The 24232-nt window shown below is 72.5% G+C and carries 27 protein-coding genes, 1 tRNA gene and 1 pseudogene; 12 read left to right on the forward strand and 17 right to left on the reverse strand.

The genetic code is table 11. The features are described from left to right. Positions 1-126 precede the first annotated feature (126 nt). Complete coding sequence (locus AFB00_RS02430) at positions 127-897, forward strand: IclR family transcriptional regulator (RefSeq protein WP_068795848.1); 771 nt, start codon at positions 127-129, stop codon at positions 895-897. Here AFB00_RS02430 and AFB00_RS35960 read toward each other — a convergent pair. Genes AFB00_RS35960 through AFB00_RS02445 form a run of 3 tightly spaced genes read right to left on the reverse strand, consistent with a single transcriptional unit; the run spans position 894 to position 2263 of the window. Next, complete coding sequence (locus tag AFB00_RS35960; protein ID WP_442965863.1) at positions 894-1415, reverse strand: IS5 family transposase; 522 nt, start codon at positions 1413-1415, stop codon at positions 894-896. The two genes, AFB00_RS02430 and AFB00_RS35960, sit on opposite strands and share 4 nt — an antisense overlap. After that, complete coding sequence (locus tag AFB00_RS35965) at positions 1339-1791, reverse strand: IS5 family transposase (protein WP_083276061.1); 453 nt, start codon at positions 1789-1791, stop codon at positions 1339-1341. Before AFB00_RS35965 ends, AFB00_RS35960 begins: the two co-directional genes overlap by 77 nt. 46 nt (positions 1792-1837) lie before the next feature. After that, positions 1838-2263 (reverse strand): SRPBCC family protein, encoded by a 426-nt coding sequence (locus tag AFB00_RS02445; RefSeq protein WP_231974526.1) that lies wholly within the window; start codon positions 2261-2263, stop codon positions 1838-1840. A 353-nt stretch (positions 2264-2616) separates the two neighbouring features. Here AFB00_RS02445 and AFB00_RS02450 point away from each other — a divergent pair, with 353 nt between their 5' ends. Beyond that, entirely contained in the window at positions 2617-3261 is a 645-nt protein-coding gene (locus AFB00_RS02450) for a TetR/AcrR family transcriptional regulator (protein ID WP_083275207.1), read from the forward strand. Between the two features lie 90 nt (positions 3262-3351). On the opposite strand, the gene AFB00_RS02455 is transcribed toward AFB00_RS02450, so the two are convergent. Continuing rightward, positions 3352-3555: a cold-shock protein gene (locus tag AFB00_RS02455; RefSeq protein WP_068795851.1), complete on the reverse strand. Its 204-nt coding sequence runs from the start codon at positions 3553-3555 to the stop codon at positions 3352-3354. 147 nt (positions 3556-3702) lie between these two features. Further along, complete coding sequence (locus AFB00_RS02460; protein WP_068795852.1) at positions 3703-4920, reverse strand: cytochrome P450 family protein; 1218 nt, start codon at positions 4918-4920, stop codon at positions 3703-3705. Between the two features lie 146 nt (positions 4921-5066). Between AFB00_RS02460 and AFB00_RS02465 the strand changes: the two genes are divergently transcribed. Beyond that, the gene (locus AFB00_RS02465; protein ID WP_083275208.1) at positions 5067-6098 is read left to right on the forward strand and encodes an iron-siderophore ABC transporter substrate-binding protein; all 1032 of its coding nucleotides are present in this window, start codon (positions 5067-5069) and stop codon (positions 6096-6098) included. Positions 6099-6125: 27 nt separating this feature from the next. Here AFB00_RS02465 and AFB00_RS02470 read toward each other — a convergent pair whose 3' ends face one another. Then, positions 6126-6902, reverse strand: a complete 777-nt coding sequence (locus tag AFB00_RS02470) for an SDR family NAD(P)-dependent oxidoreductase (RefSeq protein WP_068795853.1) — start codon at positions 6900-6902, stop codon at positions 6126-6128. Positions 6903-7021: 119 nt separating this feature from the next. Here AFB00_RS02470 and AFB00_RS02475 point away from each other — a divergent pair, with 119 nt between their 5' ends. From AFB00_RS02475 to AFB00_RS02495, 5 genes are all read left to right on the forward strand, one after another. Beyond that, positions 7022-7696: a TetR/AcrR family transcriptional regulator gene (locus AFB00_RS02475; RefSeq protein ID WP_068795854.1), complete on the forward strand. Its 675-nt coding sequence runs from the start codon at positions 7022-7024 to the stop codon at positions 7694-7696. Positions 7697-7768: 72 nt separating this feature from the next. Continuing rightward, complete coding sequence (locus AFB00_RS02480) at positions 7769-8464, forward strand: ArsR/SmtB family transcription factor (protein WP_068795855.1); 696 nt, start codon at positions 7769-7771, stop codon at positions 8462-8464. 10 nt (positions 8465-8474) lie between these two features. Then, entirely contained in the window at positions 8475-8681 is a 207-nt protein-coding gene (locus AFB00_RS02485; RefSeq protein WP_083275209.1) for a tautomerase family protein, read from the forward strand. 218 nt (positions 8682-8899) lie between these two features. After that, a complete protein-coding gene (locus AFB00_RS02490; protein WP_068799941.1) occupies positions 8900-9616 on the forward strand; it encodes a dienelactone hydrolase family protein in 717 nt (238 codons plus the stop codon). Positions 9617-9862: 246 nt separating this feature from the next. Beyond that, complete coding sequence (locus AFB00_RS02495; RefSeq protein ID WP_068795857.1) at positions 9863-10657, forward strand: inositol monophosphatase family protein; 795 nt, start codon at positions 9863-9865, stop codon at positions 10655-10657. Between the two features lie 16 nt (positions 10658-10673). On the opposite strand, the gene AFB00_RS35970 is transcribed toward AFB00_RS02495, so the two are convergent. Further along, positions 10674-11033 (reverse strand): helix-turn-helix domain-containing protein, encoded by a 360-nt coding sequence (locus tag AFB00_RS35970; RefSeq protein WP_442965884.1) that lies wholly within the window; start codon positions 11031-11033, stop codon positions 10674-10676. 254 nt (positions 11034-11287) lie between these two features. Here AFB00_RS35970 and AFB00_RS02500 point away from each other — a divergent pair, with 254 nt between their 5' ends. Together AFB00_RS02500 and AFB00_RS02505 are read left to right on the forward strand one after the other, a co-directional pair. Further along, positions 11288-12427 carry a helix-turn-helix domain-containing protein gene (locus tag AFB00_RS02500; RefSeq protein WP_068795858.1) on the forward strand — a complete coding sequence of 380 codons (1140 nt, stop codon included), beginning with the start codon at positions 11288-11290 and terminating at the stop codon, positions 12425-12427. A 72-nt stretch (positions 12428-12499) separates the two neighbouring features. Beyond that, positions 12500-13363, forward strand: a complete 864-nt coding sequence (locus AFB00_RS02505; protein ID WP_068795859.1) for an alpha/beta fold hydrolase — start codon at positions 12500-12502, stop codon at positions 13361-13363. Positions 13364-13392: 29 nt separating this feature from the next. Here the strand turns inward: AFB00_RS02505 and AFB00_RS02510 are convergent, their stop codons facing one another. Further along, on the reverse strand, positions 13393-13926 hold the full coding sequence (locus AFB00_RS02510; protein ID WP_068795860.1) for a hypothetical protein: 534 nt from the start codon (positions 13924-13926) through the stop codon (positions 13393-13395). A 273-nt stretch (positions 13927-14199) separates the two neighbouring features. Then, positions 14200-14271, reverse strand: a tRNA-Asn gene (locus AFB00_RS02515). A gap of 171 nt (positions 14272-14442) precedes the next feature. On the opposite strand from AFB00_RS02515, the gene AFB00_RS02520 reads away from it, so the two are divergent. Then, on the forward strand, positions 14443-14640 hold the full coding sequence (locus AFB00_RS02520) for a hypothetical protein (RefSeq protein WP_068795861.1): 198 nt from the start codon (positions 14443-14445) through the stop codon (positions 14638-14640). A 56-nt stretch (positions 14641-14696) separates the two neighbouring features. Here AFB00_RS02520 and AFB00_RS31255 read toward each other — a convergent pair. The 4 genes and pseudogenes from AFB00_RS31255 to AFB00_RS02545 form a co-directional block, all read right to left on the reverse strand. Then, positions 14697-15594, reverse strand: a pseudogene (locus AFB00_RS31255) (IS5 family transposase). Positions 15595-15640: 46 nt separating this feature from the next. Next, positions 15641-17818, reverse strand: coding sequence for a xanthine dehydrogenase family protein molybdopterin-binding subunit (locus AFB00_RS02535; RefSeq protein WP_068795863.1), 2178 nt, complete (start codon positions 17816-17818; stop codon positions 15641-15643). Continuing rightward, a complete protein-coding gene (locus AFB00_RS02540) occupies positions 17815-18783 on the reverse strand; it encodes an FAD binding domain-containing protein (protein ID WP_068795864.1) in 969 nt (322 codons plus the stop codon). The genes AFB00_RS02535 and AFB00_RS02540 overlap by 4 nt, the downstream gene beginning before the upstream one ends. Continuing rightward, positions 18770-19222 carry a (2Fe-2S)-binding protein gene (locus AFB00_RS02545; RefSeq protein ID WP_068795865.1) on the reverse strand — a complete coding sequence of 151 codons (453 nt, stop codon included), beginning with the start codon at positions 19220-19222 and terminating at the stop codon, positions 18770-18772. The genes AFB00_RS02540 and AFB00_RS02545 overlap by 14 nt, the downstream gene beginning before the upstream one ends. Positions 19223-19412: 190 nt before the next feature. On the opposite strand from AFB00_RS02545, the gene AFB00_RS02550 reads away from it, so the two are divergent. Continuing rightward, complete coding sequence (locus tag AFB00_RS02550) at positions 19413-19976, forward strand: TetR/AcrR family transcriptional regulator (RefSeq protein WP_068795866.1); 564 nt, start codon at positions 19413-19415, stop codon at positions 19974-19976. 6 nt (positions 19977-19982) lie between these two features. Here AFB00_RS02550 and AFB00_RS02555 read toward each other — a convergent pair whose 3' ends face one another. Genes AFB00_RS02555 through AFB00_RS02570 form a run of 4 tightly spaced genes read right to left on the reverse strand, consistent with a single transcriptional unit; the run spans position 19983 to position 24119 of the window. Next, positions 19983-20756: a trans-aconitate 2-methyltransferase gene (locus tag AFB00_RS02555; RefSeq protein ID WP_068795867.1), complete on the reverse strand. Its 774-nt coding sequence runs from the start codon at positions 20754-20756 to the stop codon at positions 19983-19985. 9 nt (positions 20757-20765) lie between these two features. Continuing rightward, entirely contained in the window at positions 20766-21302 is a 537-nt protein-coding gene (locus AFB00_RS02560; RefSeq protein ID WP_068795868.1) for a hypothetical protein, read from the reverse strand. Further along, a complete protein-coding gene (gene dnaG / locus AFB00_RS02565) occupies positions 21299-23176 on the reverse strand; it encodes a DNA primase (RefSeq protein WP_068795869.1) in 1878 nt (625 codons plus the stop codon). The genes AFB00_RS02560 and dnaG overlap by 4 nt, the downstream gene beginning before the upstream one ends. Before the next feature lie 10 nt (positions 23177-23186). After that, a complete protein-coding gene (locus AFB00_RS02570; protein ID WP_068795870.1) occupies positions 23187-24119 on the reverse strand; it encodes a DMT family transporter in 933 nt (310 codons plus the stop codon). Positions 24120-24232: the final 113 nt, after the last annotated feature.

Raw genomic sequence — 24232 nt, forward strand, 5'->3', positions numbered from 1 at the left:
GCAGGGCAGCGTTCCCCTGCCGGTGACCGGGACGCAACCCCGTCCCGCAAGTGGCGATCATGCTCACTCGATGTGACCGGCGGAGGCGCTCGGGCGGGCGATGGTCGGACCCGGTACAGTTGCGCTATGAGCAACCCGGTGCGGAGCCGCGAGTCCGGGGTGCAGTCGGTCGACCGCGCCATCACGGTGCTCGAGCTCATGGCGGTCCGGGGCGAGTCCGGTGTCAGCGAGCTCGCCGCGGCACTCGACGTCCACAAGTCGACCGCGTTCCGGCTGCTCGGCGCCCTGGAGGAGCACGGGCTCGTCGAGCAGGTCGGGGACCGTGGCAAGTACCGGCTCGGATTCGGGCTCATCCCGCTGGCCGGGCGGGTCGCGGAGCGGCTCGAGGTGACCACCCAGGGCCGGCCGGTGTGCGACGAGCTGGCCTCCCGTCTCGGCGAGACGGTGAACATCGCCATCCCGGACCGCGGCTACGCGGTGAACGTCGACCAGGCCCGCGGGCCGGCCATGGTCACCACCTACAACTGGCTCGGCCGGATCACGCCGATGCACAACACGTCCAGCGGGAAGGTGCTGCTCGCGGCCGCGCTAGCCGACGACCCGGCCGCCCTGCCCGACGACGTCCGCCCGCGGGACCGGAAGGCGCTCGTCGCCGAGCTCGCCCGGGTCGCCGAGGCGGGCTACGCGTGGTCGATCGAGGAGTTCGAGACCGGGCTCAACGCCGTCGCCGCGCCGATCCGCGACCACGGCGGTGCGGTGATCGCCGCGCTGTCGGTGTCCGGGCCCGCCTACCGGCTCCCCACCGACCGGATCGAGGCGATCACGCCGGACGTCGTCGCCGCCGGCCGGGAGATCAGCCACCGGATGGGGTTCTGGCGCAACGGCTCCGGGGCCTAGGGTGTGTCTCCCAATGCGCGGAGCCAGGTGACGATTGCCTTCAGGACGGCGCCGCCGCGGAAGGTCAGGGCGAGCTTGTCGTAACGGGTGGCCAGCCCGCGCCACTGCTTGACGTGGCAGAACCCGCACTCGACGACGTTGCGGTTTCGGTAGTCGACCGGATCGAATGCGGGCGGTCGGCCACCGCGTGAGCCCCGTCGTTTGCGGTGTCCCTGCTGGTCAGAGGGCTCCGGAATGACAGCGATGATCCGGCGCTCGCGCAGGTGCCGGCGGATCGCGCGTGAGGAGTAGGCCTTGTCCGCGCGCACGCGTTCAGGCCGGGTCCGGGGTCGTCCCGGGCCCGGTCGGGCGATGCTCAGGCGCGCCATCAGGTGCGGAAACATTGGCGAGTCGCCGCCCTGGCCGGGGCCGAGGAGGACCACCAGCGGGCGGCCGTGCCCGTCAACGAGCTGGTGGATCTTCGTCGACAGCCCTCCGCGGGACCGTCCCAGCGCGTGATCTGCTGGTTCGGCGAGCAGATTCGTGTAGTTCGATCCGGCCCCCTGTGTCGCGCTTGAGGGTCGCGGCGTGCTGGTGGGCACGGATGATCGTGGAGTCCACGCTGACCGCCCACCCGAGCACCTCGGCGGCGTCGGCCTCGACCAGAAGAGCAGCCAGGATGTGGTCCCAGGTGCCGTCGCCGCTGTAGCGGCGGTGCCGCTTCCACAACGTCTGCCACGGCCCGAACTCGGCTGGGACGTCGCGCCAGGGAAGCCCGCACCGATACCGGTAGATGATCCCCTCGAGCACCCGGCGGTCATCGCGGAACGGGCACCCGCGACGACCCTCGGAAGAGGGCAACAGCGGCGCCAGACGGGCCCACTGGACATCAGTCAGGACAGCGGTACGCGGCACCGATCAAGCATCGCGCACCCCGCTCCGCCTATCTGGGAGACACGCCCTAGGCCCGGCCGAGACGTTCGAGGACCGGCGGCAGCGTCCGCTCCACCTCGTCGCCGATCCGCTCGAACTCACGGCGCAGGAACAACGCGGCGAGCTTGAGCAGCCCCTTGAACCGGACTTCGGTGCGGTAGGTGACCACCGAGCCGCCGTCGTCCGCCGGCTCGACGAGCAGCTCGTCGGTCGCCATGATCGTCGGGTTCTCCCCGACGAACGCCAGCCGCGACCCCGTGCGGTCCACCAGCGTGCAGGTCAGCTCGGACTCCCGGCCGTTGAACAGCGACACCTTGTGCCAGGTCGCCCCGATCCCGATCGGGCCACCGTCGTCGGACCGCGTGCACGACTTCGTACCCGGGTCCCACACCTCACTGTGGCCGAAATCGGCCAGATAGCCGAGAACCGTCTCGGCAGGGGTGGACACCGTCATCACCCGCGCGACGCCGACCACGACGCTCCTCTCACCCCGACCCGGTCGGCGCAGATGGTCTCACGTCCGGGTTCCATGATCGAGAGCGGCGCCGGGATCGGGCCCGGCGACCGGATTCCCGTGTTCCGCGGCGGCCCGCGCCGGAACCCGATACGCTGGGTCGCATTCGGTCGGGCACAATCGACTTTTCGTGACCCTCCGTGATCGGCGAGTGGCGCTGCACTGCACTCCTCGGCCATCCGGCCGCACCGCGGACACCCTGACGCACCAGAGATAGTGCAGGTCGCAAGTAGTCGTCAGTGAATCAGCGACTACCGTACCGACGGTCCGGACACGGGAAGTAGCATGCAAGCGTGACCGAGACCGAGAGTAGACCGGCCAGGCGTACCGGACGCCCTCCGCTGACCGATCGGGCGACGTTGCTGGCGGCCGCGCGCGACCTCGGCTTCTTCGACCTCACGGTCGGTGCGGTGACGGCGCGCGTGGGGGTCAAGTACTCCACCTTCTACCGCCACTTCCCCAGCCTCGAGGCCCTCGTGGCCGCGCTGGTGGACGACGTCGTGACCGAGGACGCCTTCCCCGACAGCGGTGGGGACTGGCGGGCCCAGCTGCTGGAGTTCGCCGCATCGACGTTCGACGTGATGGCGGCCAACCCGGGCCTCACCCCGGCACTGGCCCGGCTGCCCGACGCGCCGGAGACCATGATGGCGGCCTTCCGCCGGGTGACCGACCGGCTCCTCGAGGCCGGCTTCACCGGGGAGGACTCCGTCCTGGCCGCGAGCACCGCGATGCACGTGAGCGTGCAGCCGTGGCTGACCGCGAACGCCAGGGGCACCGGCGACGTGCGCCGGGCCGAGCAGGTGCTCCAGTCGCCGCAGGGGTTCGCGCCGGAGGTCCTCGCCGTCTTCCGCGACGGGATCGACGACCCGCCCCGCAACTGGACGCTGCGGCGGGTGGAACTGCTGATCGCCGGTCTGGAGACCCGTCTGACCTCCTGACCGGCGCCGACCGGCCGGCCGGTCCCACGTACGAGAAACGCCCGGGGTGCGGATGCAACCCCGGGCGTTACTCGTCGTGCGTGCGGTCGGTCAGGACGGGACGACCTGGTCCGCCTGCGGGCCCTTCTGGCCCTGCGTGACCTCGAAGGTCACCGCCTGCCCCTCCTCGAGGCTGCGGTATCCGGAGGACTGGATCGCGCTGAAGTGGACGAACAGGTCCTGCCCGCCTCCGTCCGGCGTGATGAACCCGTACCCCTTCTCCGCGTTGAACCACTTGACGGTTCCCTGTGCCATCCGGATGTCTCCTCGCGTCTTGCCGTTACCTACGACAGCGACCCTAGCCCTCCGACGGCCCGGGAGGGACGCCGCGGGCGGTCGAATGTCCGGCGCGTCGCCGAGGGGCGTCCGTTTCGTCCGTTCTTCACGGCTTCCGGTGACGCCCTACCGGGCACCGATGCGGACGGGCAGCCCGGTGAGACCGTGGATCAGGGTGCTCGTCCGGTGCGGGCCGGGCTCCTCGGCGAGGCGCATGTCCGGGAACCGGGCCAGCAGCGTGCGGAACGCGATCTCGCCCTCCAGCCGGGCCAGCGGCGCCCCGACGCAGTGGTGGATGCCGTAGCCGAACGCGAGGTGCCCCGAGACGTCCCGTCCGACGTCGAGCCGGTCGGCGTCGGGGTAACGCTCGGGGTCGCGGTTCGCCCCGAGGAGCGAGACGAGGACGAACTGGTCGGCCGGGATCGTCGTACCCGCGTACTCGACCGGTTCGGTGGTGAACCGGATCGTCGCGAGGTTGATCGGCCCGTCGTAGCGCAGGAACTCCTCGACCGCGTTCGGCACCAGGTCCGGGTCCTGCTGCAGCCGGGCCCGCTGCCCGGGGTCGCGCAGCAGCGCGAGCATCCCGTTGCCGATCAGGTTGACCGTCGTCTCGTGCCCGGCGACGAGCAGCAGGAACGCCATCGCCGTCGTCTCGGCCGGGCTGAGCGAGTCGCCGTCCTCCGACGCCCGCACGATCTCCGACAGCATGTCCTCGCCCGGGTTCGCCGCCTTGTCGGCGACCAGATCGGTGAGGAACCGCCCCATCGAGGCGGCCGCCGCGGCGTGCCGCTCCCCGCTCTCGCCGGAGAGCAGCGTGTTCGACCACGCCCGGAACTCCTCGCGCCGGTCCTGCGGCACGCCGAGGACCTCGCAGATCACCGTCATCGGGAGCGGGAAGGCGAACGTGTCCAGCAGGTCGACGTCCGGTGCCGCGGCGTCCATGGCGTCGGCGAGCTCGCTCGCGATCTGCTCGATCCGCGGGCGCAGGCCGGCGATGGCGCGCATCGTGAACGCCCGCCCGACGAGCTTGCGCAGCCGGGTGTGGTCAGGCGGGTCGGCGTTGAGCATGTGCTGGGCGAGCGAGTCGGCGAGAACCCGTGCCGAGGGGCCCCCGTCCGTGCGGGCCAGCAGGTCCGGGAGGCGCCGGGCGTCCTTCGACAGCCGGGCGTCGTTCAGCGCGGCCCGCGCGTCGGCGTAGCGGGTGATCATCCAGAACGGCAGCCCGTTCGGCCCGACGGCACGCACGACCGGCCGGTCGACCCGCAGCTCGCGGTAGCGGGCGTCGGGATCGTCGAAGAACGACCGGTCGAGCCGCAGCGGCTCGGCCTCCTGGCTGATCGGCATGATCGGCTCCTCCTCCGGACGCGGGCCCCTGGCGGAAGCCACCCTGGCACAACGGGCGGGGCCCGGCTCGGAGCGTGGCCACGACCGGCACCGCGGGTTAGGTTAGGCGTCGCTCACCATCTCGTCTCTCGCGGAACGGTCCCCTCGTGTCGCTGCGCCCCGCCCAGCTCCGTCGCCTGCGCGCGACGCTCCTGCTCCCCCTCGCCGTCGTGCTGCTGCTGTCCGGCTGCGCCGCCGCCGACCGCCCGGCGGCCCCGGCGCCGAGCGGCGACGGCACGTTCCCGGTCCGGGTCGACCACGTCTACGGCACCACCGAGATCCCGGCCGCACCGGTCCGGGTGGTGACCCTCGGCCTGTCCGACCAGGATCCGCTGCTCGCGCTCGGGGTGCGGCCGGTCGCGGTGAGCCAGTGGTACGGCGACTACCCGAGCGCCACCTGGCCGTGGGCCCAGGACGAGCTCGGCGACGCGCGTCCGGTCGTGCTGAACGGCGGGGTGCGCAACGAGGAGGCCCCGCCGCTGGAGGAGCTGGCGGCACTGCGTCCCGACCTGATCCTCAGTCTCTACAACGGGACCACCGCCGAGCAGTACGCGCAGCTGTCCCGGATCGCGCCGACGGTCGTCCCGGACCAGCAGTTCGGGAACTTCACCATCACCTGGCAGGAGGCCACCCGGGCCACCGGCGAGGCACTCGGCCGCGAGCAGCAGGCGCTGGACCTCGTGCGGCAGGTCGAGGCCCGGTTCGCCGAGGCCGCACAACGGAACCCGCAGTTCGCGGGGCGGCGCGCGGTCGTCGCGGAGCGGTTCGAGCCCGGTGCGAGCGTGGTGCGCTCCGGCAACGACGTCCGGGCCCGGTTCTTCGCCGACCTGGGCTTCACCGTGCCGACCGAGATCGCCGGCATCCGGCCCGACGAGTACGGCGAGATCGACGTCTCGGACGAGCTGATGTCCGAGCTGTCCCAGGACCTGCTGGTGTGGAACATCGGCTCCGCGCCCGAGGTGCGGCCGGAGGTCGAGAACGCTCCCGTCTACCGGTCGCTGCCGGTGGTGGAGCGCGGCACGGTGCTGTGGCTGGAGGATCCCGTGGTGTCCGGGGCGTTCAGCTGGGGGACGATCCTGAGCCTGGACTACGCGCTGGACCAGCTGGTCCCGCAGATCCGGGCCGTGGTCCCGGAGTAGGGGTACCGCGCTCCTCCCGTCGAGCGCTCATGCGGCGGCCGGGAGGGCGGGGCCGAGGAGGAGCCCGCCGTCGACGACGTACTCCGACCCCGTGATGAACGACGCCTCGGGCGAGGCCAGGAACAGCAGGAGGCTGCTGACGTCGGCCGGCTCCCCGAGCCGGGGGACGGCGAACGGCTCGGGTGAGTAGAAGTCGGCGATCGCCGCGGTCGCGCCGGCCGCCGGCTCGTGGATGAAGGGCGTCGCGATCACGCCGGGGTGGATGGCGTTCACCCGGATCCGGTCCCGGCCGAGCTCGAGTGCCGCCGTCCGGGTCAGGCCGCGCACGGCCCACTTGCCGGCGACGTACGGCGCGTAGTGGGCCGTGCCGCCCAGGCCCATCGTCGAGCCGATGTTGACGACGGATCCCCCTCCGGCGCGGCGCAGCGCGGGAGCCGCGGCCCGGATGCCGAGGAACGTCCCCGTGAGGTTGACGTCGAGGATGCGCGACCAGGTGGCCTGCTCCGTGTCCTCGATCGTCGCGGGCGGGTTCTGCACGCCCGCGTTGTTGACGAGCACGTCCAGGGCGCCGAAGGCGTCCTCGGTGGCCTGCACGGCGGCGGCCCAGGAACTCTCGTCGGTGACGTCGAGGCCGACGAAGCGGGCGCGGGCCCCGAGCTCACCGGCGAGTGCGGCGCCCCGCCCGGGGTCGATGCCGGCGATCACCACGTTCGCCCCCTCCGCATGGAAGGCGCGCACGTGGCTGGAGCCCTGACCGCCGGCCCCGCCGGTCACGAGCACGGTCTGGTTGTCGAAACGAGGCATGTGGGGCTCCTCCGGTACGGGGGTGTGTCTGCGAGCGATGGTGAGTCGATGGACTCACCTCTCCGAGAGTAGGTCGGCACGAGAGGCGAGTCAAGCCACTCACCTCGTATGCTCGGCCCATGAGCAGGGCCGTGCCGACCTACCACCAGCGCGTCGCCCGGGAGAAGCGCGCGCTGATCGTGTCGGCCGCGACCGCGCTGTTCCTCGAACAGGGCTACGACCGGACGTCACTGGCCCGGATCGCGGAGCGCTCCGGCGTCTCGCGGGCCACCCTGTTCAAGCAGTTCCCGAGCAAGGCCGCGCTCTTCGACGCCATCGTGAGCGAGTCGTGGTCCACCGCCGACGAGCAGGACCCGCCGCCGGCGGGCGACGTCGCCCTGGGGCTCGGCCTCATCGGTCGCCGCTACGCCGAACTGCTGGGACGCGCGCAGATGACCGACCTGTTCAGGATCGTCATCGCCGAGCTGCCACGGTTCCCGGAGCTGGCCGACGCGCAGTTCGCCCGCGGGAAGATGCCCTACTTCGAGTCCCTGCGCCGCTACCTGCTGGCCGAGCACGCGGCGGGAACGGTGCACGTCGAGGACGTGGACCTCGCCGCCACCCAGTTCCTGGGCATGATCTCCAACTACGTCTTCTGGCCGACGCTGCTGGTGCCCGGCTGGGAGGTGGGCGCCGAACGCACCGCTCAGGTGGTCGACGAGGCCGTACGCACCTTCACCGCCCGGTACGCCGCGACCGGGCCGGGGGCGTCCACCAACGACCGGGGCCGGGCGTCGCCCGGAGCCGGCGGCTGAGCGGTCGGGGCCGTCGACACCGAGTCCCGAACTCGATGCGTCGCGCACACCGTGGTCTGCCACACTCGGCCGGTGCCAGGCTCCGGCTCCGACATCGCCGCGACGGCCCGGGTCATCGGTGAACCCGCACGGGCGGCGATGTTGTTGTGCCTCATGGACAGTCGCCCGCACACCGCCCGCGCGCTCGCCGAGTCGGCCGGGGTCACCCCCTCGACGGCGAGCACCCACCTCCGCCATCTCGTCGACGCCGGCCTGGTGACGGTCACGACCGACGGCCGGCGCCGCCTGCACAGCATCGCCTCACCCGGGGTCGTGGCGGCGATCGAGGCGCTTGCGGTCATCGCCCCGGCGGTCGCCGCCGGCCCACCGCGCGAGGACGGGGTCACCGGCCGGCTCCAGGCCGCCCGTGTCTGCCACAGCCATCTCGGCGGGGCGCTCGCCGTCTCGGTGACCCGGCAGCTGAGCCGGTCGGGCACCACCGTCGAGCGGCACGACGACGGCTCGGCGACCCTCCGGTCCCTGGACCACCCGCTGCTGGCGAGCCTGGGCATCACGACCCTGACCCACCTGCACGGGCCCGCGCTGCGGATGTGTCCGGACTGGACGGAGGGCGCGGCGCACCTCGCCGGGCGTCTGGGGACCGCGGTCCTGACCGCGATGCTGGAGCAGGAGTGGGTGCAGCGGCGGCCGGCCGACCGGGCGCTGACCGTCACCGACGCGGGCCGCGAACACCTGACGCGGCTCGGGGTGCTGCCGGACACGGGATGACACTGACCGGGTGCCCCTCATTCACGTGCTCAACGCCTCGCCGTCCGACGTGGACACCCGCCGGGAGCTGATCTCCCGCCTGACCGAGACCTACGCCGACGTGATGCGGATCCGGCCGGACACGGTCCGCGTGATCGTGCAGGAGCTGCCCCGGGAGAGCTGGGGCGTCGGTGGTGTCACGCTCGCCGACTCGGGTCAGGACGAGTCGCTGCGGTAGGCCGCGGGTCGTACCCGGCTGGTCCGTCGTGTCCACACGGTGCGGCGTCCGCACAGCCGTCGTGATCGGACATCTGGCTGCGTCCGGTGCCATCAGCGGCACCGGACGCAGCCGATCCGACGATCGACGGAGCAGAGCCGGGACGTCAGCGGATGCTGATCCCCCAGTCCCTGGCCGGCATCGGGAACACGGGTGCCGCGACCCCCTACGCTCCACGGATGCCCAGCTCCCGCCGCGAATCGATCACCACACCGGACGGCACCTTCGACGCCTACTGCGCGCTGCCCGACGCCACCGCGGCCCCCGCCGTCCTGGTCTTCCAGGAGGTCTTCGGCGTCAACGACAACATCCGGGAGCTGTCCGACCGGCTCGCCGCAGCCGGGTTCCTGGCGCTCGCACCCGACGTGTTCTGGCGCATCGAGCCGCACTTCGAGCGCAAGGACGAGTCCGGGCTGTCCGACGGCTTCGCGATGGTCGGCCGGCTGGACTTCGGTCTCGTCGGGGCCGACGTCACCGCCACCATGGCGCACGCGCTGTCCATGCCGGAGTGCGACGGCACCGTCGGCGGCGTCGGGTTCTGTCTCGGCGGGACGCTCGCGTACCTGCTCGCCACCGAGGCCAGGGTGGACGGTCGCGGGCCGGACGCCGTCGTCTCCTACTACGGATCGGCGGTCAACGGCATGCTCGGCTCCGCGGACCGCGTCGAGTGCCCGGTCCTGTTCCACTACGGCGCGAACGACCCGTACATCTCCACCGGACAGATCGACGAGGTCGAGCAGGCGCTGGGCGGCCGGCCCGACGTCACGGTGCACCGCTACGACGCGGGGCACGCGTTCGCCAACTTCGACGCTCCGTCGCTGTACGACGAGACGGCCGCCGCCCTGGCCTGGGACCGGACGCTGCGCTTCCTCGACGGGCGGCTGCGCCCGTCCTGACCTGCTCAGCCGGCCGAAGGCCCGCCGTGCGCAGCGCAACGGCCACGGCGGTCCAGGCGGGGACGGCGGCACCGACGAGCGACAGCGTGTAGATCAGGACCGCGCCGGTGAGCATTCCGTCGACCGCGCGGGGGTGGCGGCGGATCCAGGAACCCGGTCGGTCCGTCCCACCGTTCGACTCGTCCGCTGCCACGATCCGGAGTATCCCGGGCGGCAGGCGTTCCGGGTGGGCGGCGGGAGGCACCGGTGCGGCAGAACCTGACGGAGGACGTCGAACTCGCCATCGCGGCGGCGCGCGCCGGTATGGCGGCGCTGGCGCGCAGCGGCCGCGGCGGGTTCGACCGCACGCCGAAGTCCGGCGACGACTTCAGCACGCCCGCCGACGTCGCCGCGGAGCGCGCCGTTCGTGCCACGATCGCGCAGCGGTGTCCCGGCGACACGATTCGTGGGGAGGAGCTGCCCGGCACCGACGGCGCGGGAGCTCGGGTCTGGTTGGTCGACCCGCTCTGCGGCACGCGGAACTTCGCGTCGGGCAGCGGCGCCTGCTGCACGAACGTCGCCCTCGCCGTCGGCGGAACGCCGGTCGTCGCCGCGGTCGGCGACCTCGGGATGGACGGCGTCTACTGGACCGACGGTCGCGTGGCAGCCATCCGCGACCGGTCCGGGGACCGGCCCATCCGGCCGGGCACCGCGAACCGCATCGTCGAGGTGAACGCGGACGGCGCCGACGACGTGACCGGGCCCGCGCTCGTCGGCAGCCGACGTTTCCGCCGGTGGATGACGCCGCGGGTGAGCGCGACGACCCTCTCCCTCGCGTGGGTCGCCGCCGGGTCGCGGATCGCCTACGTCAGCGACGGCGATCTGCGCCGCAACCTGCACTTCGCCGCCGGGATCGCCCTGTGTCTGGGAGCCGGTTGCCTGGTGACGGACCTCCGGGGCGGGAACGTGGACTCCGGGGCCGGGCTGCTCGTGTCCGCCGGACCGGAGGTGCACGCCGACCTGGTGGATCACGTAGCAGCGGTCCGATCGGTGCTCCCGTGAACGGACGCCGGACTCGTCACCCACCACGACCGTGGATCCACCGCACCGCCTGCACTCCCGCACGGGACAACCGGTAGTCGCGCGGTGTTCTCCGGAACCAGCCGCGGCGACGGTGCTCCACTAGACGTGTCTCGACCCATCCGTGGTGTTCGAGGCGACGCAGTACCCGGGTGACCGCGACCGGAGAGAGGCCGGTCGCCCGGGCGAGATCCGCTATTCCGCTCCAGGACGGTGCGCTCGCGAGCGTCACGGCGAGCCGCCGCTCCGCACGGACCGCGGTCCCGCACGCCCGCCGCGTGCACACCACCGGTGCCGGAGAGGGCACGGACAGCTCCATCCGCGTCCCGCAGACGTGGCAGGTCCCCCGAATCTTCATGACGTCTGAATTCACCTCTCGATCACCATGTCTGCGCGCATTGCGTCCTTCGGACGAAGGAGACCGCGCATCACCGGCCACGCCCAGGAACCGAAACCCCCATCACCCGAACCGAAACCCCCACCGGGCTCCGGAACGCCGCTATGCTTCGATCCGACCACCGACGTCCTTCGCACGGGAGTCACCACCCGATGGCCCGCCCCAGGAATCCCCGTACGGCACCGAATCTGGCGGACCATCGGCGCGCTCTGGGAATGACCCAGGAACAGGTCAGCGAGCGACTCGGCATCTCCGTCGAGATGATCCGGCGACACGAACGCGGTGATTCGCGGCCCGGCGAGCGATTCCGGCGCGGGTACGTTCGGCTCTACCGGGCGACCGAACGCGATCTGGGGCTCACCGCGCCGGGCGGCGGCTCGGCTGCCACGCAGGATCCGCCCGTCCTGAGCATGCCGGTGGCGGTCCGGGCGGGTGACCGGCTCGGGCCGGACGATCTCCCCGGGCTCCACCGCCACATGCGGCAGCTCGTCGTCCTCGACAACCAGTTCGGCGGGAACGAGCTCGTCCGGGTCGCCGGGCGGTTCCTCCGCTCGCTGACCCGCCAGGTGGGTGCCGGCCTGTTCGAGCCGACGATCCGCACCGATCTGTACGCCGCCATCGGCGAGCTCGCGGAGATCACGGGCTGGCTCGCCTTCGACGCCGGCCGTCACGATCTGGTGCGGCGGATGAATCAGGAATCGCTGTACTACAGCCGGCTGGCCGGTGATACGTCGGTCGAGCTACTCACCGTGCAGAACGCCGGCATGCACGCGGGCCACCTCGGCCGCGCGTACGAGGCGCTGCAGCTCGCCGAGTCCGCCCTGTCCGGCCCGTACCGTCTCTCGCCCCGGCTGCGGGCCCTGTTCCTCGTCCGCAGGTCCCGTGCACTGGCTCAGGGTGGCGACCGGGCCGCGTTACGAACCCTCGACGAGGCGATGTCGCTCTACGACGATGGCGTGAGTGCGTCCGATCCACAGTGGGTGTGGTGGATCGACCAGCGCGAACTGTGGTGGCACGAGGCGATGTGCCGGTCCGACCTCGGTGACACGTCCGGCGCGCTCGACGCGTTCGCACGATCCGCGGACGCGGTGTCCGCCGGGGAGACCCGCAGTAGGTTCACCCACTGGGCATACCTGGCGCGGGCGCAGGTCAAGGCCCGGTCGTGGGCCGACGCACGGGTCACACTGGATGTTCTCCAGCCCCTCGCGCTCCACGTCGCGTCGGATCGCACCGCGGCGGTCATCAGGGCCGCGACCGCCGAGCTGCGGGAGCTCGGAGCGACCGCACCGGCGGACGTCGTGTCGCAGGCGATCCGCCTGGACACCACGGTGGCGGAGGAACTCGGAGCAGGATGACAGCCGGACCGAGCCCTCCGTGCACCGGTTCGGAGAACGATCCGGGCGACCCGTCGGAACCTGGGAGGACGTATGCCCGACCTGCTGGTCGATGTGGACGGCACGCGGCTCGATGTCCGTGTCGCCGGGGCGGGGGCACCCGCCGTGGTGTGCATGTCGGCGCTCGGCGGAGCCCACGACTACTGGCGCGACGTCGCCCGGATGCTGAGCGAGGAGACGACCGTCGTCACCTACGCCCGGCCGGGCCTCGGCGACAGCGACCGCCTACCCGCGGCGGAGACCGCCCTTCCCCGCGACGGCGGCTGGCTGGCCGCCCAGCTGCGGTCGCTCCTCCGGCGTGCCGGGATCGTCGCACCGTACGTCCTGACCAGCGGTTCGATCGGCGGCTTCATCATCGATCAGTTCGCCGCCAGATGGCCCGACGAGGTCGCGGGGCTCGTACTCAACGACCCGACCGGTCCTCGCCCGTTCGTCGGTCTGGCGGACCCGGACCGTCCGTACGCGACCAATGACGGTGATCTCGCCGATGCCGACGAGGGTGGCGTGACCTTCTCGGGCGATCTGCTGCGGACCTTCCTCTCGGTGCCCGCACCCGCCAACCGCGACGGCAGGTACGTGGTGCTGTCGTCCGCCGTGGGCCGATGGCTCCGCTCCGAGCCGGCCGACTGGCACCGGCCCCTGACCCTCGCCGAGGTCGACGCCCAGTGGGTGGAGATGCAGGTCGAGTGGACCCGGCGTCTCTCGGCACTGCATGTCGTCGCCGACACCGCCGGGCACCACATCTATCGCGACGCGCCGGCGCTGACCGCGTTCGTCGTCCGTGAGGTCGTGGATGCGGCCAGGCGGCGGCGGCCGGTCCGGATCGACCGTGACGCGCTCGCGGCGGTCGCCGGTCACCTGGCCGGACCGGATCCCGGCCGACGCCGAACGAGCTGAGCGGTGCCGGGTCCGGAACACCACCTCGATCAGCACTCGCCGAGAACCGTCCGTCGCCATTGCGCTGTCCGGGGGCGGGTGAAGGCGTACGGCGAGTCGGCCGGTGTGCACAACGACGCGCGGCTCCCCGCAGAACTGCGTACAGGAGGCGTCGGTGGCGGGTGACCCGTCCGTTCGATCAGCGTCGCTCGATCGCGCCGGAACAGGATCTCCTGGTCGGTTCGACGGAGCACTCCTTCCGGGCGCACCCCGTAGTGGGCGACGTGTGCGCCCTCCTCCCTGAGCGCGCCGCAGTAGGGCCCGAACCAGCGGAGCAGTCCGTCGAGCGACGCGCAGCCGCACGCGACCGGACTGTGCAGGGCCGGGATGCCGGTGAGCAGGAAGGCGTCGGCGGTCGGTGGATCCGGCCGGGTCACGTGGTGCTCGGCCGTCATGAACCGGACGATGTGCTCGGCCCGTTCGGTGAGAACCGACGACACGTACGGACCGACCCAGTCGCGGTGCCCGGCGGGCTGCTGGAACTCCAGCCGCCAGACCGACGAGAGACCGGTCGCGTCGTCCACACACCAATGATGGCGGTGCCTCGCCGAGCGTCGCATCAACTCCGGTCGAGCAGCTCCGCGAATCCGTGCTCGACCCGCGGCCGGTGACCATCATGTCGGCGGCCTCGAAGCAGCCTCACGGCTGGCCCGCTGGATGAACCTGAGCCTCGACCGCTCGTCCGGCGACACCGGCGCCCTGGAGAACGAGTCGCTACCCGAGCTCGTAGTTACGGAATTCTCGAGGGACAGACATGGGTCAAAGACTGACGAAAATCGTCGACCCCAGAATGAGAGCTCCTCCGATTGGACTCGAACCAATAACCGCCCGATTAACAGTCGGGTGCTCTGCCATTGAGCTACGGAGGACCGTTCTTCGCTCCCGGAGCCCTGCTCCGGCAACGGGTGAAACTCTACAACACCCCCCGCAACCGTCTCACGACCCCCCGCTCCCACCACGTCCACGCAGGTCGGGCAGGGTCCGGGTACCAGCAGGAGGCACCGGAGCACCCGGGTACCGTCGCCGTGGGAGGTGAGGGAATGGTCAGGTTCCTCGTGGGGGTCGCCGTCGGATACGTCCTCGGCACCAGGGCCGGGCACGAGCGCTACGAGCAGCTCGTGCGCGTCTACCACCGGACCGTGGACCATCCCGCGGTGCAGGGCGCGGCGGGCATCGCCCAGGCCGGCGTGGAGAGCGTGATCGGCCGGGTCCGCGGCGAGCGCGACGGACGCCCCTAGGACACCGGGGTCGTCCCGCGGCGTACCGCGGGACGACCCGTCCGGCGCTGGAGGGCCTAGGGCGTGTCTCCCAATGCGCGGAGCCAGGTGACGATCGCCTTCAGGACGGCGCCGCCGCGGAAGGTCAGGGCGAGCTTGTCGTAACGGGTGGCCAGCCCGCGCCACTGCTTGACGTGGCAGAACCCGCACTCGACGACGTTGCGGTTTCGGTAGTCGACCGGATCGAATGCGGGCGGTCGGCCACCGCGTGAGCCCCGTCGTTTGCGGTGTCCCTGCTGGTCAGAGGGCTCCGGAATGACAGCGATGATCCGGCGCTCGCGCAGGTGCCGGCGGATCGCGCGTGAGGAGTAGGCCTTGTCCGCGCGCACGCGTTCAGGCCGGGTCCGGGGTCGTCCCGGGCCCGGTCGGGCGATGCTCAGGCGCGCCATCAGGTGCGGAAACATTGGCGAGTCGCCGCCCTGGCCGGGGCCGAGGAGGACCACCAGCGGGCGGCCGTGCCCGTCAACGAGCTGGTGGATCTTCGTCGACAGCCCTCCGCGGGACCGTCCCAGCGCGTGATCTGCTGGTTCGGCGAGCAGATTCGTGTAGTTCGATCCGGCCCCCTATGTCGCGCTTGAGGGTCGCGGCGTGCTGGTGGGCACGGATGATCGTGGAGTCCACGCTGACCGCCCACCCGAGCACCTCGGCGGCGTCGGCCTCGACCAGAAGAGCAGCCAGGATGTGGTCCCAGGTGCCGTCGCCGCTGTAGCGGCGGTGCCGCTTCCACAACGTCTGCCACGGCCCGAACTCGGCTGGGACGTCGCGCCAGGGAAGCCCGCACCGATACCGGTAGATGATCCCCTCGATCACCCGGCGGTCATCGCGGAACGGGCGCCCGCGACGACCCTCGGAGGAGGGCAACAGCGGCGCCAGACGGGCCCACTGGGCATCAGTCAGGACAGCGGTACGCGGCACCGATCAAGCATCGCGCACCCCGGTCCGCCTATCTGGGAGACACGCCCTAGTCCTCCAGCAGGTCCTCGATCCCGAACGGGATGTGCCGGACCCGGACGCCGGTGGCGTTGTGGACCGCGTTGGCGATCGCGGCCGCCATCCCGACCATGCCGATCTCGCCGATGCCGCGCGCCCCGACCGGGTTGTGCAGGGTGTCGGGGTACTGCACGAACTCGACGTCCACCTCGCCGATGTCGGCGTTCACCGGGATCAGGTACCCGGCGAGGTCACCGTTGGCCGGCCGGCCGTCCGCCTCGATCTCCAGACCCTCGTGCAGCGCGGCCGAGACGCCCCAGATCATGCCGCCGATCATCTGGCTGCGGGCCGGCTGCGGGTTGATGATCCGGCCCGCGTCGTACACGCCGAGCATCCGCGACACCCGGATCTCCCGGGTCCGGCGGTGCACCCGCACCTCGCAGAACTGGGCGCCGAACGAGCTGAACGAGTGCTTGGTCATCTCCTCCCCCGGCGCTGCCGAACCGGTGACGGCCAGCGAGGAGCGCCCGACCGCCTTCAGCACCTCGCCGAAGGTCAGGCTCCGGCCGCCGTCGACCTGCACCCGGCCGTCGGCGTAGGTCGGCTCCGTGCCCTCCAGCGGGCCGCCGGGTCCCGAGGCCAGGGCGATCAGCTCGTCGATCGCCTGCGGGGCCGCGACCATGATCGCCGAGGCGACGCTGGCCGTGGCGGTCGAGCCACCGGACATGCCACCGGCCGGCAGCGCCGAGTCACCGAGACGGGGGGTGACCCGCTCGGCGTCGATGTCCAGGGACTCCGCCCCGAACAGCGACAGGATCGTCAGCAGACCGGTACCGGGGTCCGCGCCGCTGGTCGCGACCTCGGCCGTGTCGTCGTCGTTCAGGGTGATCCGGACCGAGGCGGGGAACCGCAGGGCCGGGAACATCGCGACGGCGGTGCCGAGCCCGACCTGCCAGTCCCCGTCGGTCCGACCGCCCGGAGTGCGCGCCGACCAGCCGAACCGGGCCGCGCCGACGGTGAAGCACTCGTCCAGGTGCTTGCTCGACCACTGCAGGTCCTTGCCGGGCGGCGCGACCGAGTTGTTGCGCCGGCGCAGCTCGATCGGGTCCATGTCCAGCGCGACGGCGAGCTCGTCGATCGCACTCTCCAGCGCGAACGACCCCGGTGCCTCACCCGGGGCCCGCATGAACGTCGTCGACGGGATGTTCAGCGGGACCATCTTCTGGCTGATGGCCAGGTTCGGGGTGGCGTACCACTCTCGCGACGTCCCGTGCGACGTCGGCTCGATGAACGTCCGGTCCATCGGCGTGCTGGACCACGAGTCGTGGCGCAGCGCGACGAGGGTGCCGTCCTTCTCCGCGCCGATCGTCAGCCGCTGCACGGTCCCCGGCCGGTTGGCCGTCGCGGTGAAGACCTGCTCCCGGGTCAGCGCGGCCTTGACCGGCCGGCCCAGTGCGCGGGCCGCCGCGGCGGCCAGGAACGCCGGCACCGCGGTGTGCCCCTTGCCCCCGAACGCGCCCCCGACGAACGGGTTGACCGCGTGCACGGCCGCGGGCTCCACACCCAGCGCCGTGGCGAGCGACCCGGCCTGCAGGTCGGAGCCCTGGGTGCCGCTGTACACCGTGAACCGGCCGTCCTCCCAGGTCGCCACGGCGGAGTGCGGCTCCATGGCGGCGTGGTTCTGGGTGGCGGTGACGTACGTGGCGTCGACGACGACCGGGCTGTCGGCCAGCGCGTCGTCGATCGACTCGACGCCGTCGGCGAGCACGGCGAGCTCGGGCGGCTCACCGGACATGCTCGGCGGGGCGTCCTCGGCGTCGGCGAGGTGCTCGGTCAGCGAGGTCCGCGCCGGCCGCGTCCGGTACTCGGTCCGGACCAGCATCGCCGCGTCCCTGGCCTGCTCGAACGTCTCGGCGACGACGAAACCGATCGGCTGCCCGTGGTAGGCGACCTCGGTGTTCTGCAGCGGGACCCAGGTCTTCCCCATCACCGGGGACTCGGGCGTGGTCAGCTCCAGCGGCGCGAACGGCGTGTAGACGGCCACGACGCCCGGGGCGTCCCGGGCCGCGTCGACGTCCATCGCGGTGATCTCGCCGTTCGCGATCGTGCTGACCACGACGTAGCCGTAGACCATGCCGGGCGCGGTGCGGTCGAGCCCGTACCGCGCGCCGCCGGTCACCTTCAACGGCGCATCCAGACGGCCGGTCATGTGCGGTCCTCCTCCGTCGCCTCGAGCAGGGCGCGGACGACCGTCCGGCGCACCAGGGACATCTTGTACGCGTTCTGGGCCAGCGGCCGGGCACCGTCGGCGGCCGACGCGGCCGCGGCCTCGAAGGCCTCCTCGGTGAGCGGCGCACCGCGCAGCGCCTCGGCGACGGCGGGCAGCGCCCACGGCACCGTCCCGACGCCGCCGACCGCCACCCGGGCGTCGGCGATGCGGCCGTCGCGGACGTCGAGGACGACCGCCGCGGAGCACAGCGCGAACTCGTAGGACGCGCGGTCGCGCACCTTCACGTAGGTGGAACGGACCGAGTCCGGCACCGGCGGGAGCACGATCTCGCTGATCAGCTCGCCGGGCCGCAGGTCGTGCTCGACCTCCGGGGTGTCCCCCGGGGTCCGGTAGAAGTCGGTCAGGGCGAGCGTGCGCCCGCCGTCGGCGTGCACGAGTTCCACCCGCGCGTCGAGCGCGACGAGTGCGACGGCGAGGTCGCTGGCGTGGGTGGCCACGCAGGAGTCGCTGGTGCCGAGGATGGCGTGCATCCGGTTGGCGCCCTCGACGGCCGGGCAGCCGGTGCCGGGCTCGCGCCGGTTGCACCCCACGGTGACGTCGCGGTAGTAGCTGCAGCGGGTCCGCTGCATCAGGTTCCCGCCGATCGTCGCCATGTTGCGCAGCTGCTGGGACGCGCTGAGCAGCAGCGCACGGGAGGCCACCGCGGGCGTCTCCGGGTGCGCGGCGACGTCGCTCATCCGCTCCAGGGCCCCGATCCGCAGGCCTCCGGTCGCGCTGCCGTGCACGCCGCGCAGGGGCAGCGCGGTGATGTCCACGACGTGCTCCGGCGTGAGGACGTCGAGCTTCATCAGGTCGACGAGCGTGGTCCCGCCCGCGAGGACGGTGCCGGGGGCGGCGAGGGCGTCGTCCACCGTCGACGGCGCGGTCAGCTCAAACGGACGCATCGGTGCTCCTCGCCTGCTCGATCGCCGCGACGATGTTGGGGTAGGCCGCGCACCGGCGGAGGTTGCCGGACATGAACTCCCGGACGTCGGGGACGTCCTGCTCGACCGCCGCGACGGCGGACATGACCTGTCCGGAGGTGCAGAAGCCGCACTGCATGGCGTCCTGGTCGGCGAAGGCACGCTGCACCGGGTGCAGCTCGCCGTCGGGGGCCAGGCCCTCCACGGTGGTCACCGGCTCGCGCACGGTGGCCGCGAGGGTGAGGCAGGACAGCACGGGGCGCCCGCCGACGTGCACGGTGCACGCGCCGCACTGGCCGCGGTCGCACCCCTTCTTCGGGCCGGTGATGTCGAGCCGCTCGCGCAGCGCGTCCAGGAGCGTGACTCCCGGTTCGACACTCAGCCGTTCGGGACTACCGTTGATGTCGAGTGAGATCTCCACTGGCTCTCTCTCCCGCGGGCCGCGGCGGGATCGCCGACAGGGCCCGGTGGTGGTTCGGGTGGTGGTTCGGGAACGGACCCAGCCTAGCGGATATTTATCCGCTCAGCAGATCGGTAGACTGCCGGATCTGGGAGTAGGCCGCCGACACCGCATCTGCGGGCCTACGAGTCGATTCGACGGGCAGGTGAGGATGACGGGATCGGTCAGCCATCGCCGCGCGGACACCCGGCGCAACCACGACCGGATACTGGCCGCCGCGGCCGCGTCGGTCACGGCGGGCGAACTCTCCTTCAACGCGATCGCGAAGCAGGCGGGGGTCGGGGTCGGCACCGTCTACCGGCACTTCCCCACCCGCGACGCGCTGGTCCTCGCGGTCTACCGGCGGGAGGTGGCGCACCTCGTCGAGGTGGTGCCCGGCCTGCTCCGGGCGCACCCCCCGGAGCAGGCGTTCCGGACCTGGGCGACCGAGCACCTCGCGCGCTACATGATGACCAAGCGGGGCCTGGCCTCCGCGCTGCAGGCCGCGAGCTCGGCCGACGACGGCGTGGCGGCCGACGCCTACCGGTCGATGCTCGGGGCGGCCTCGACCCTGGTCGAGGCCAACGTCCTGGCCGGGACGATCCGGGCCGACGTGGATCCCGAGACCGCCCTGCGCGGTCTGAGCGGGCTCTTCTTCCTCGACCCGGCCGGCGACTGGCAGCAGTCCGCCGCGGACCTCACCGACCTGGTGTGGCGCGGGATGTCGGCCGGCTGAGCCGCCTCAGCGGATGCGCGCCACCACGAACACCCGGCGGAACGGGAACCAGGTGCCGCCGTCGGCGGCCCGCGGGTAGGCGGCGCGCAGCTCCGGGGCCAGCTCGTCGACGAAGGCCGCGTAGGCGGTGTCGTCGAGGGCGTCCCGGATCGGGCGCAGCGCGGTCCCGGAGAGCCAGTGCAGCACCGGGTCCGCGCCGTCGAGCCGCTGCAGGTAGGTGGTCTCCCAGGCGTCCACCTCGGCACCGGCGACGGCGAGCAGCTCCGCGTAGCCGAGCGGGTCGAGCACGGTCCCGCTGCCGCGCAGCTCGAACCGGTCGCGCCAGTGCGGCCGGGCCGCGACCTCACGGGTGAGCGCGTGCGACGGTGCGTCGAAGTTGCCGGGCACCTGCATCGCCAGCCACGCCCCCGGCGCGAGCGCGGTGGCCCAGCTCCGCAGGATCCCGGCGTGCTCGGGCACCCACTGCAGCACGGCGTTGGTGACGACCAGACCGGTGTCGCGCGGCGGCGCCCAGTCCCGGACGTCGACCAGGCCGGCGTCGACCCCGGCCCGCCGCGCCGCCTCCACCATCTCCGGTGAGGAGTCGAACGCCTGCACCGTCGCCGCGGGCCAGCGCCGGGCCAGCAGCCCGGTGAGGTGGCCCGGCCCGCAGCCCGCGTCGACCACCCGCGTCAGGGCGGGATCGAGTTCGCCGACGCGGGCGAGCAGATCGGCGAACGGCCGGGACCGGTGGTCGTCGAACGCCCGGTACAGGTCCGGGTCCCAGCTGGTCGCCGTCATGTCACTCCCTCATCCGGTCCCGCCGGGCAGCCGCCCCGCGATCCCCTCGGCCAGCCGCCGGGCCGCGTCCGGGTCGGTCCCCGGGTCCGGCCGGACCTGGACGACGAGGCCGTCCCGGCCCGGGATCCTGCGCTGCAGCACCCAGGCCCCGCCGCCGGGCAGCTCGCGCCGGTTGCGGGTCCGGATCGACTGGTTCACCCGCTCCTGGACGGCCTGGGGCACCTTCCCCGGATCCGCCAGCCGGAACCGGCGGGGCCGGGCGTCGGACAGCAGGTCGGTGCCGGGTGCGATCGGCTCGGCGACCGTCGGGACCACGACCAGCGACGTCGTGTCCCAGGTCGCCTTGGCGATCTCGTGCCAGCCGATCCGCTCCGCTGCTCCCCCGGCGTCGTCGGCCGGGGGCCAGATCCCCCACGACGTCACGACGAGCGCGCCGCCGCCGGCGACCTCGGCCGTCGCGACCACGGCCTCCTCAGCCTCCAGCCGGGCGGCGACCGCGTCCGGCACCGGGTCGCGGCCGAACAACCGGCCCCACAGGCCGCTCACGACGCCACCCCGGCCGCCTGCTCGCGCAGCGCGATCTTGTACTGCTCCAGCGGCACCAGCACGCCGAACAGCTCCATGTACTCCTCGTGGTCGGTCTCGGAGTTGGTCCGCTGCAGCTGGGACTTGAGGTCGGCGATCTCGCGCTCGACCAGGCCCAGCCGCACCCCGGCGAGCACCCCGTTGACGTACCGGAGCTCGTCGGTGTTGCGCTTGGGCAGCTCCAGGTCCTCCACCGCCAGCTCGCTGACCAGCCGCTTCACGTCGTCGGTGGCGATCTCGGCGCCCACCGCGTCCAGCCACTGCGACCCGTCGAGCCCGCCGGAGACACCGCCGGAGACACCGCCGGCGGCGAGGATCGCCCGGTGCACCGCGGCGAACTGCGGGTGGGTGAACCCGGCCTCGGGCAGCTCGTCGAACCCGGGGCCGACGACGCCGGGGATCTGCAGCGCGGCCTTGAGCGCCTCCCGCTGCAGGTGCAGCTGGGTGTCCCCGGCCTTCGGTGCGGGCAGCGGGGCCCGGCGGCGGGACCGGCCCTCGGCCGGCACCCCGGCGGTCTCGCGCACCCGCCGCACGACGACGGCGATGTCGTCCCACCCGACCCAGCCCGCGAGCCGCCGCGCGTACTCGTCGCGCAGGTCCTCCCGCTTGATCCGGGCGACCAGCGGCACCGTGCGCTGCAGGGCCGCGACCCGGCCCTCGGCGCTGGACAGGTCGTGCGAGCGCAGCTCGGTGCGGATCGCGAACTCGAACAGCGGCTCCCGGCGGGCGACGAGGTCCTTCACCGCGGCGTCGCCGTGGTTGTTGCGCAGGTCGCACGGGTCCTGGCCGTCCGGCGCGACCGCGACGAAGGTCTGCGCGGCGAAGCTCTGGTCGCCCTCGAACGCCTTCATCGCGGCGTTCTGCCCGGCCGCGTCGCCGTCGAAGGTGTAGATGACCTCGCCGCGGTCGAAGGAGTCGTCACCGATCAGCCGCCGGATCACCGAGATGTGCTCGGAGCCGAACGCCGTCCCACAGGACGCGACGGCGGTCGGCACCCCGGCCAGGTGCATCGCCATCACGTCGGTGTAGCCCTCGACCACGACCACCTGCCGGGTCTTCGCGATCTCCCGCTTCGCCAGGTCCAGGCCGAACAGCACGTGGGTCTTGCGGTAGACCGGCGTCTCGGCGGTGTTGAGGTACTTGGCCTCGATGCCGTCGTCGTCGAACAGCCGGCGGGCACCGAAGCCGACGACGTCGCCGCCGAGGTCGCGGATGGGCCACAGCAGCCGCCGGTGGAACCGGTCGATGGCGCCGCGCCTGCCCTCCTTCGCGACCCCGGACTTGATCAGCTCGTCGAGCTGGTAGCCCTGCCCGAGCAGGTGCTTGGTCACGGTGTCCCAGCCGGCCGGCGCGTAGCCGCAGCCGAACTTCTCGGCGGCCGCCGCGTCGAACCCGCGCTCGGACAGGAACTGCACGGCGGCGCGGCCGGCCGGGGTGCGCAGCTGTTCGGCGTAGAACTCGGCGGCCTTGCGGTTGATCTCCAGCAGCCGGGAGCGGGTACCGCGGTCCCGCTGGACCGACGAGCCGCCGCCCTCGTAGGTCAGCCGGACCCCGCAGCGCTCGGCGAGCCGCTCGACCGCCTCGGGGAAGCCGATGACCTCCATGCGCATGACGAAGTCGATGACGCTGCCGTGCTCGCCGCACCCGAAGCAGTGGAACGTTCCGTGCGAGGGCCGGACGGTGAACGACGGCGACTTCTCGTCGTGGAACGGGCAGAGTCCCTTGAGGGACCCGGCGCCGGCGCGGCGGAGCGCCACGTACTCCTCGACGATCTCCTCGACCCGCGTGCGGTTCCGGACCTCGGTGATGTCTGCGTCCCGGATCCGTCCTGCCACGGGCCCGAGTCTAGGCCCGCCGGTCCGGCTCTGGGGCGCGGTCCCGTCCGGGCTCCTCCGGCGCGGGTGCGCGGGAGCCGGGCAGGCGCCCGACGCCGATGAACATGCCGACGAGCGCGATGCCCAGACCCAGCAGGGCCTGCCCGGTCAGCGGCTCGCCGAGGATCGGGACCGCGCACAGCGCCGTCGTCGCCGGGACCAGGTTCAGCAGCGACGACACGAAGACCGTCGAGCGCCAGCGCAGCAGCAGGAACATGAGCACGAAGGCCCCGGCCGAGTTGACGACGCCGAGCCACCCCACCGCCAGCCACGCCCCGCCCGACGGCGGCAGCCAGTGCGCCCCCAGGAACGGCCAGGCCACCAGGGTGGCGACCAGCGAGGTGGCCATCTGGACGACGACGCTCGTCACCACGGGCGTCCGATCGTTGAACCGCTTCTGGTAGAGCGTGCCCGCCGTCAGCGACGCCATGCCCAGCACCGGGAACACCACCGAGCTCCCGAGCCCGGAGCCCAGGTCACCGGCCAGCACGACGTACACCCCGACCGCGCCGACCAGCAGCCCGAGCACCGGCGCGACGCCGACCCGGGTCGCGAGCAGCAGCGGGGTCAGCAGCCCGACGAGCAGCGGGGCCATCCCGAGGATCAGGCTCGACAGCCCGGCCGGGACGCCGGCCGAGAGGCCGGTGTAGACGAACGTGAACTGCCCGACCTGCAGCAGCAGCGCGGTCACCGCGAGGTGCAGCCAGGCCCGGCCGCGGGGCAGCCCGGGTCGCAGTGCCACCGCGGCCACCAGCATCACCGCGAGCGCGATCACGAACCGCCAGAGCAGTACCGCCGGCACGTCCATCGAGCCGGTCGCGATCTTGCCCGCGATGAAGCCGGACGCCCACACCGGGACGAAGAGCACCGCCAGCAGCGGGACGAGCCAACGGGAACCGATCACCCCACCACTGGAACGCATTGCTAAACAGTTCGGCAAGCCGGCGTGGTGTGCACCTCAGCACCGGGACGGGTACGGCGTGTCGACCCGGCGTGCACCCCCGGCCCGGCGAGCAT

Source organism: Pseudonocardia sp. HH130630-07 (genome assembly GCF_001698125.1).
Taxonomy (GTDB): Bacteria; Actinomycetota; Actinomycetes; order Mycobacteriales; family Pseudonocardiaceae; genus Pseudonocardia.

Coding starts and splice junctions, on each gene's coding strand:
- AFB00_RS02430 (WP_068795848.1), top strand. CDS start 127: ATGAGCAACCCGGTGCGGAGCCGCGAGTCCGGGGTGCAGTCGGTCGAC.
- AFB00_RS02445 (WP_231974526.1), bottom strand. CDS start 2,263: ATGACGGTGTCCACCCCTGCCGAGACGGTTCTCGGCTATCTGGCCGAT.
- AFB00_RS02455 (WP_068795851.1), bottom strand. CDS start 3,555: ATGGCACAGGGAACCGTCAAGTGGTTCAACGCGGAGAAGGGGTACGGG.
- AFB00_RS02460 (WP_068795852.1), bottom strand. CDS start 4,920: ATGCCGATCAGCCAGGAGGCCGAGCCGCTGCGGCTCGACCGGTCGTTC.
- AFB00_RS02470 (WP_068795853.1), bottom strand. CDS start 6,902: ATGCCTCGTTTCGACAACCAGACCGTGCTCGTGACCGGCGGGGCCGGC.
- AFB00_RS02475 (WP_068795854.1), top strand. CDS start 7,022: ATGAGCAGGGCCGTGCCGACCTACCACCAGCGCGTCGCCCGGGAGAAG.
- AFB00_RS02490 (WP_068799941.1), top strand. CDS start 8,900: ATGCCCAGCTCCCGCCGCGAATCGATCACCACACCGGACGGCACCTTC.
- AFB00_RS35970 (WP_442965884.1), bottom strand. CDS start 11,033: ATGAAGATTCGGGGGACCTGCCACGTCTGCGGGACGCGGATGGAGCTG.
- AFB00_RS02500 (WP_068795858.1), top strand. CDS start 11,288: ATGACCCAGGAACAGGTCAGCGAGCGACTCGGCATCTCCGTCGAGATG.
- AFB00_RS02505 (WP_068795859.1), top strand. CDS start 12,500: ATGCCCGACCTGCTGGTCGATGTGGACGGCACGCGGCTCGATGTCCGT.
- AFB00_RS02520 (WP_068795861.1), top strand. CDS start 14,443: ATGGTCAGGTTCCTCGTGGGGGTCGCCGTCGGATACGTCCTCGGCACC.
- AFB00_RS02535 (WP_068795863.1), bottom strand. CDS start 17,818: ATGACCGGCCGTCTGGATGCGCCGTTGAAGGTGACCGGCGGCGCGCGG.
- AFB00_RS02540 (WP_068795864.1), bottom strand. CDS start 18,783: ATGCGTCCGTTTGAGCTGACCGCGCCGTCGACGGTGGACGACGCCCTC.
- AFB00_RS02550 (WP_068795866.1), top strand. CDS start 19,413: ATGACGGGATCGGTCAGCCATCGCCGCGCGGACACCCGGCGCAACCAC.
- AFB00_RS02555 (WP_068795867.1), bottom strand. CDS start 20,756: ATGACGGCGACCAGCTGGGACCCGGACCTGTACCGGGCGTTCGACGAC.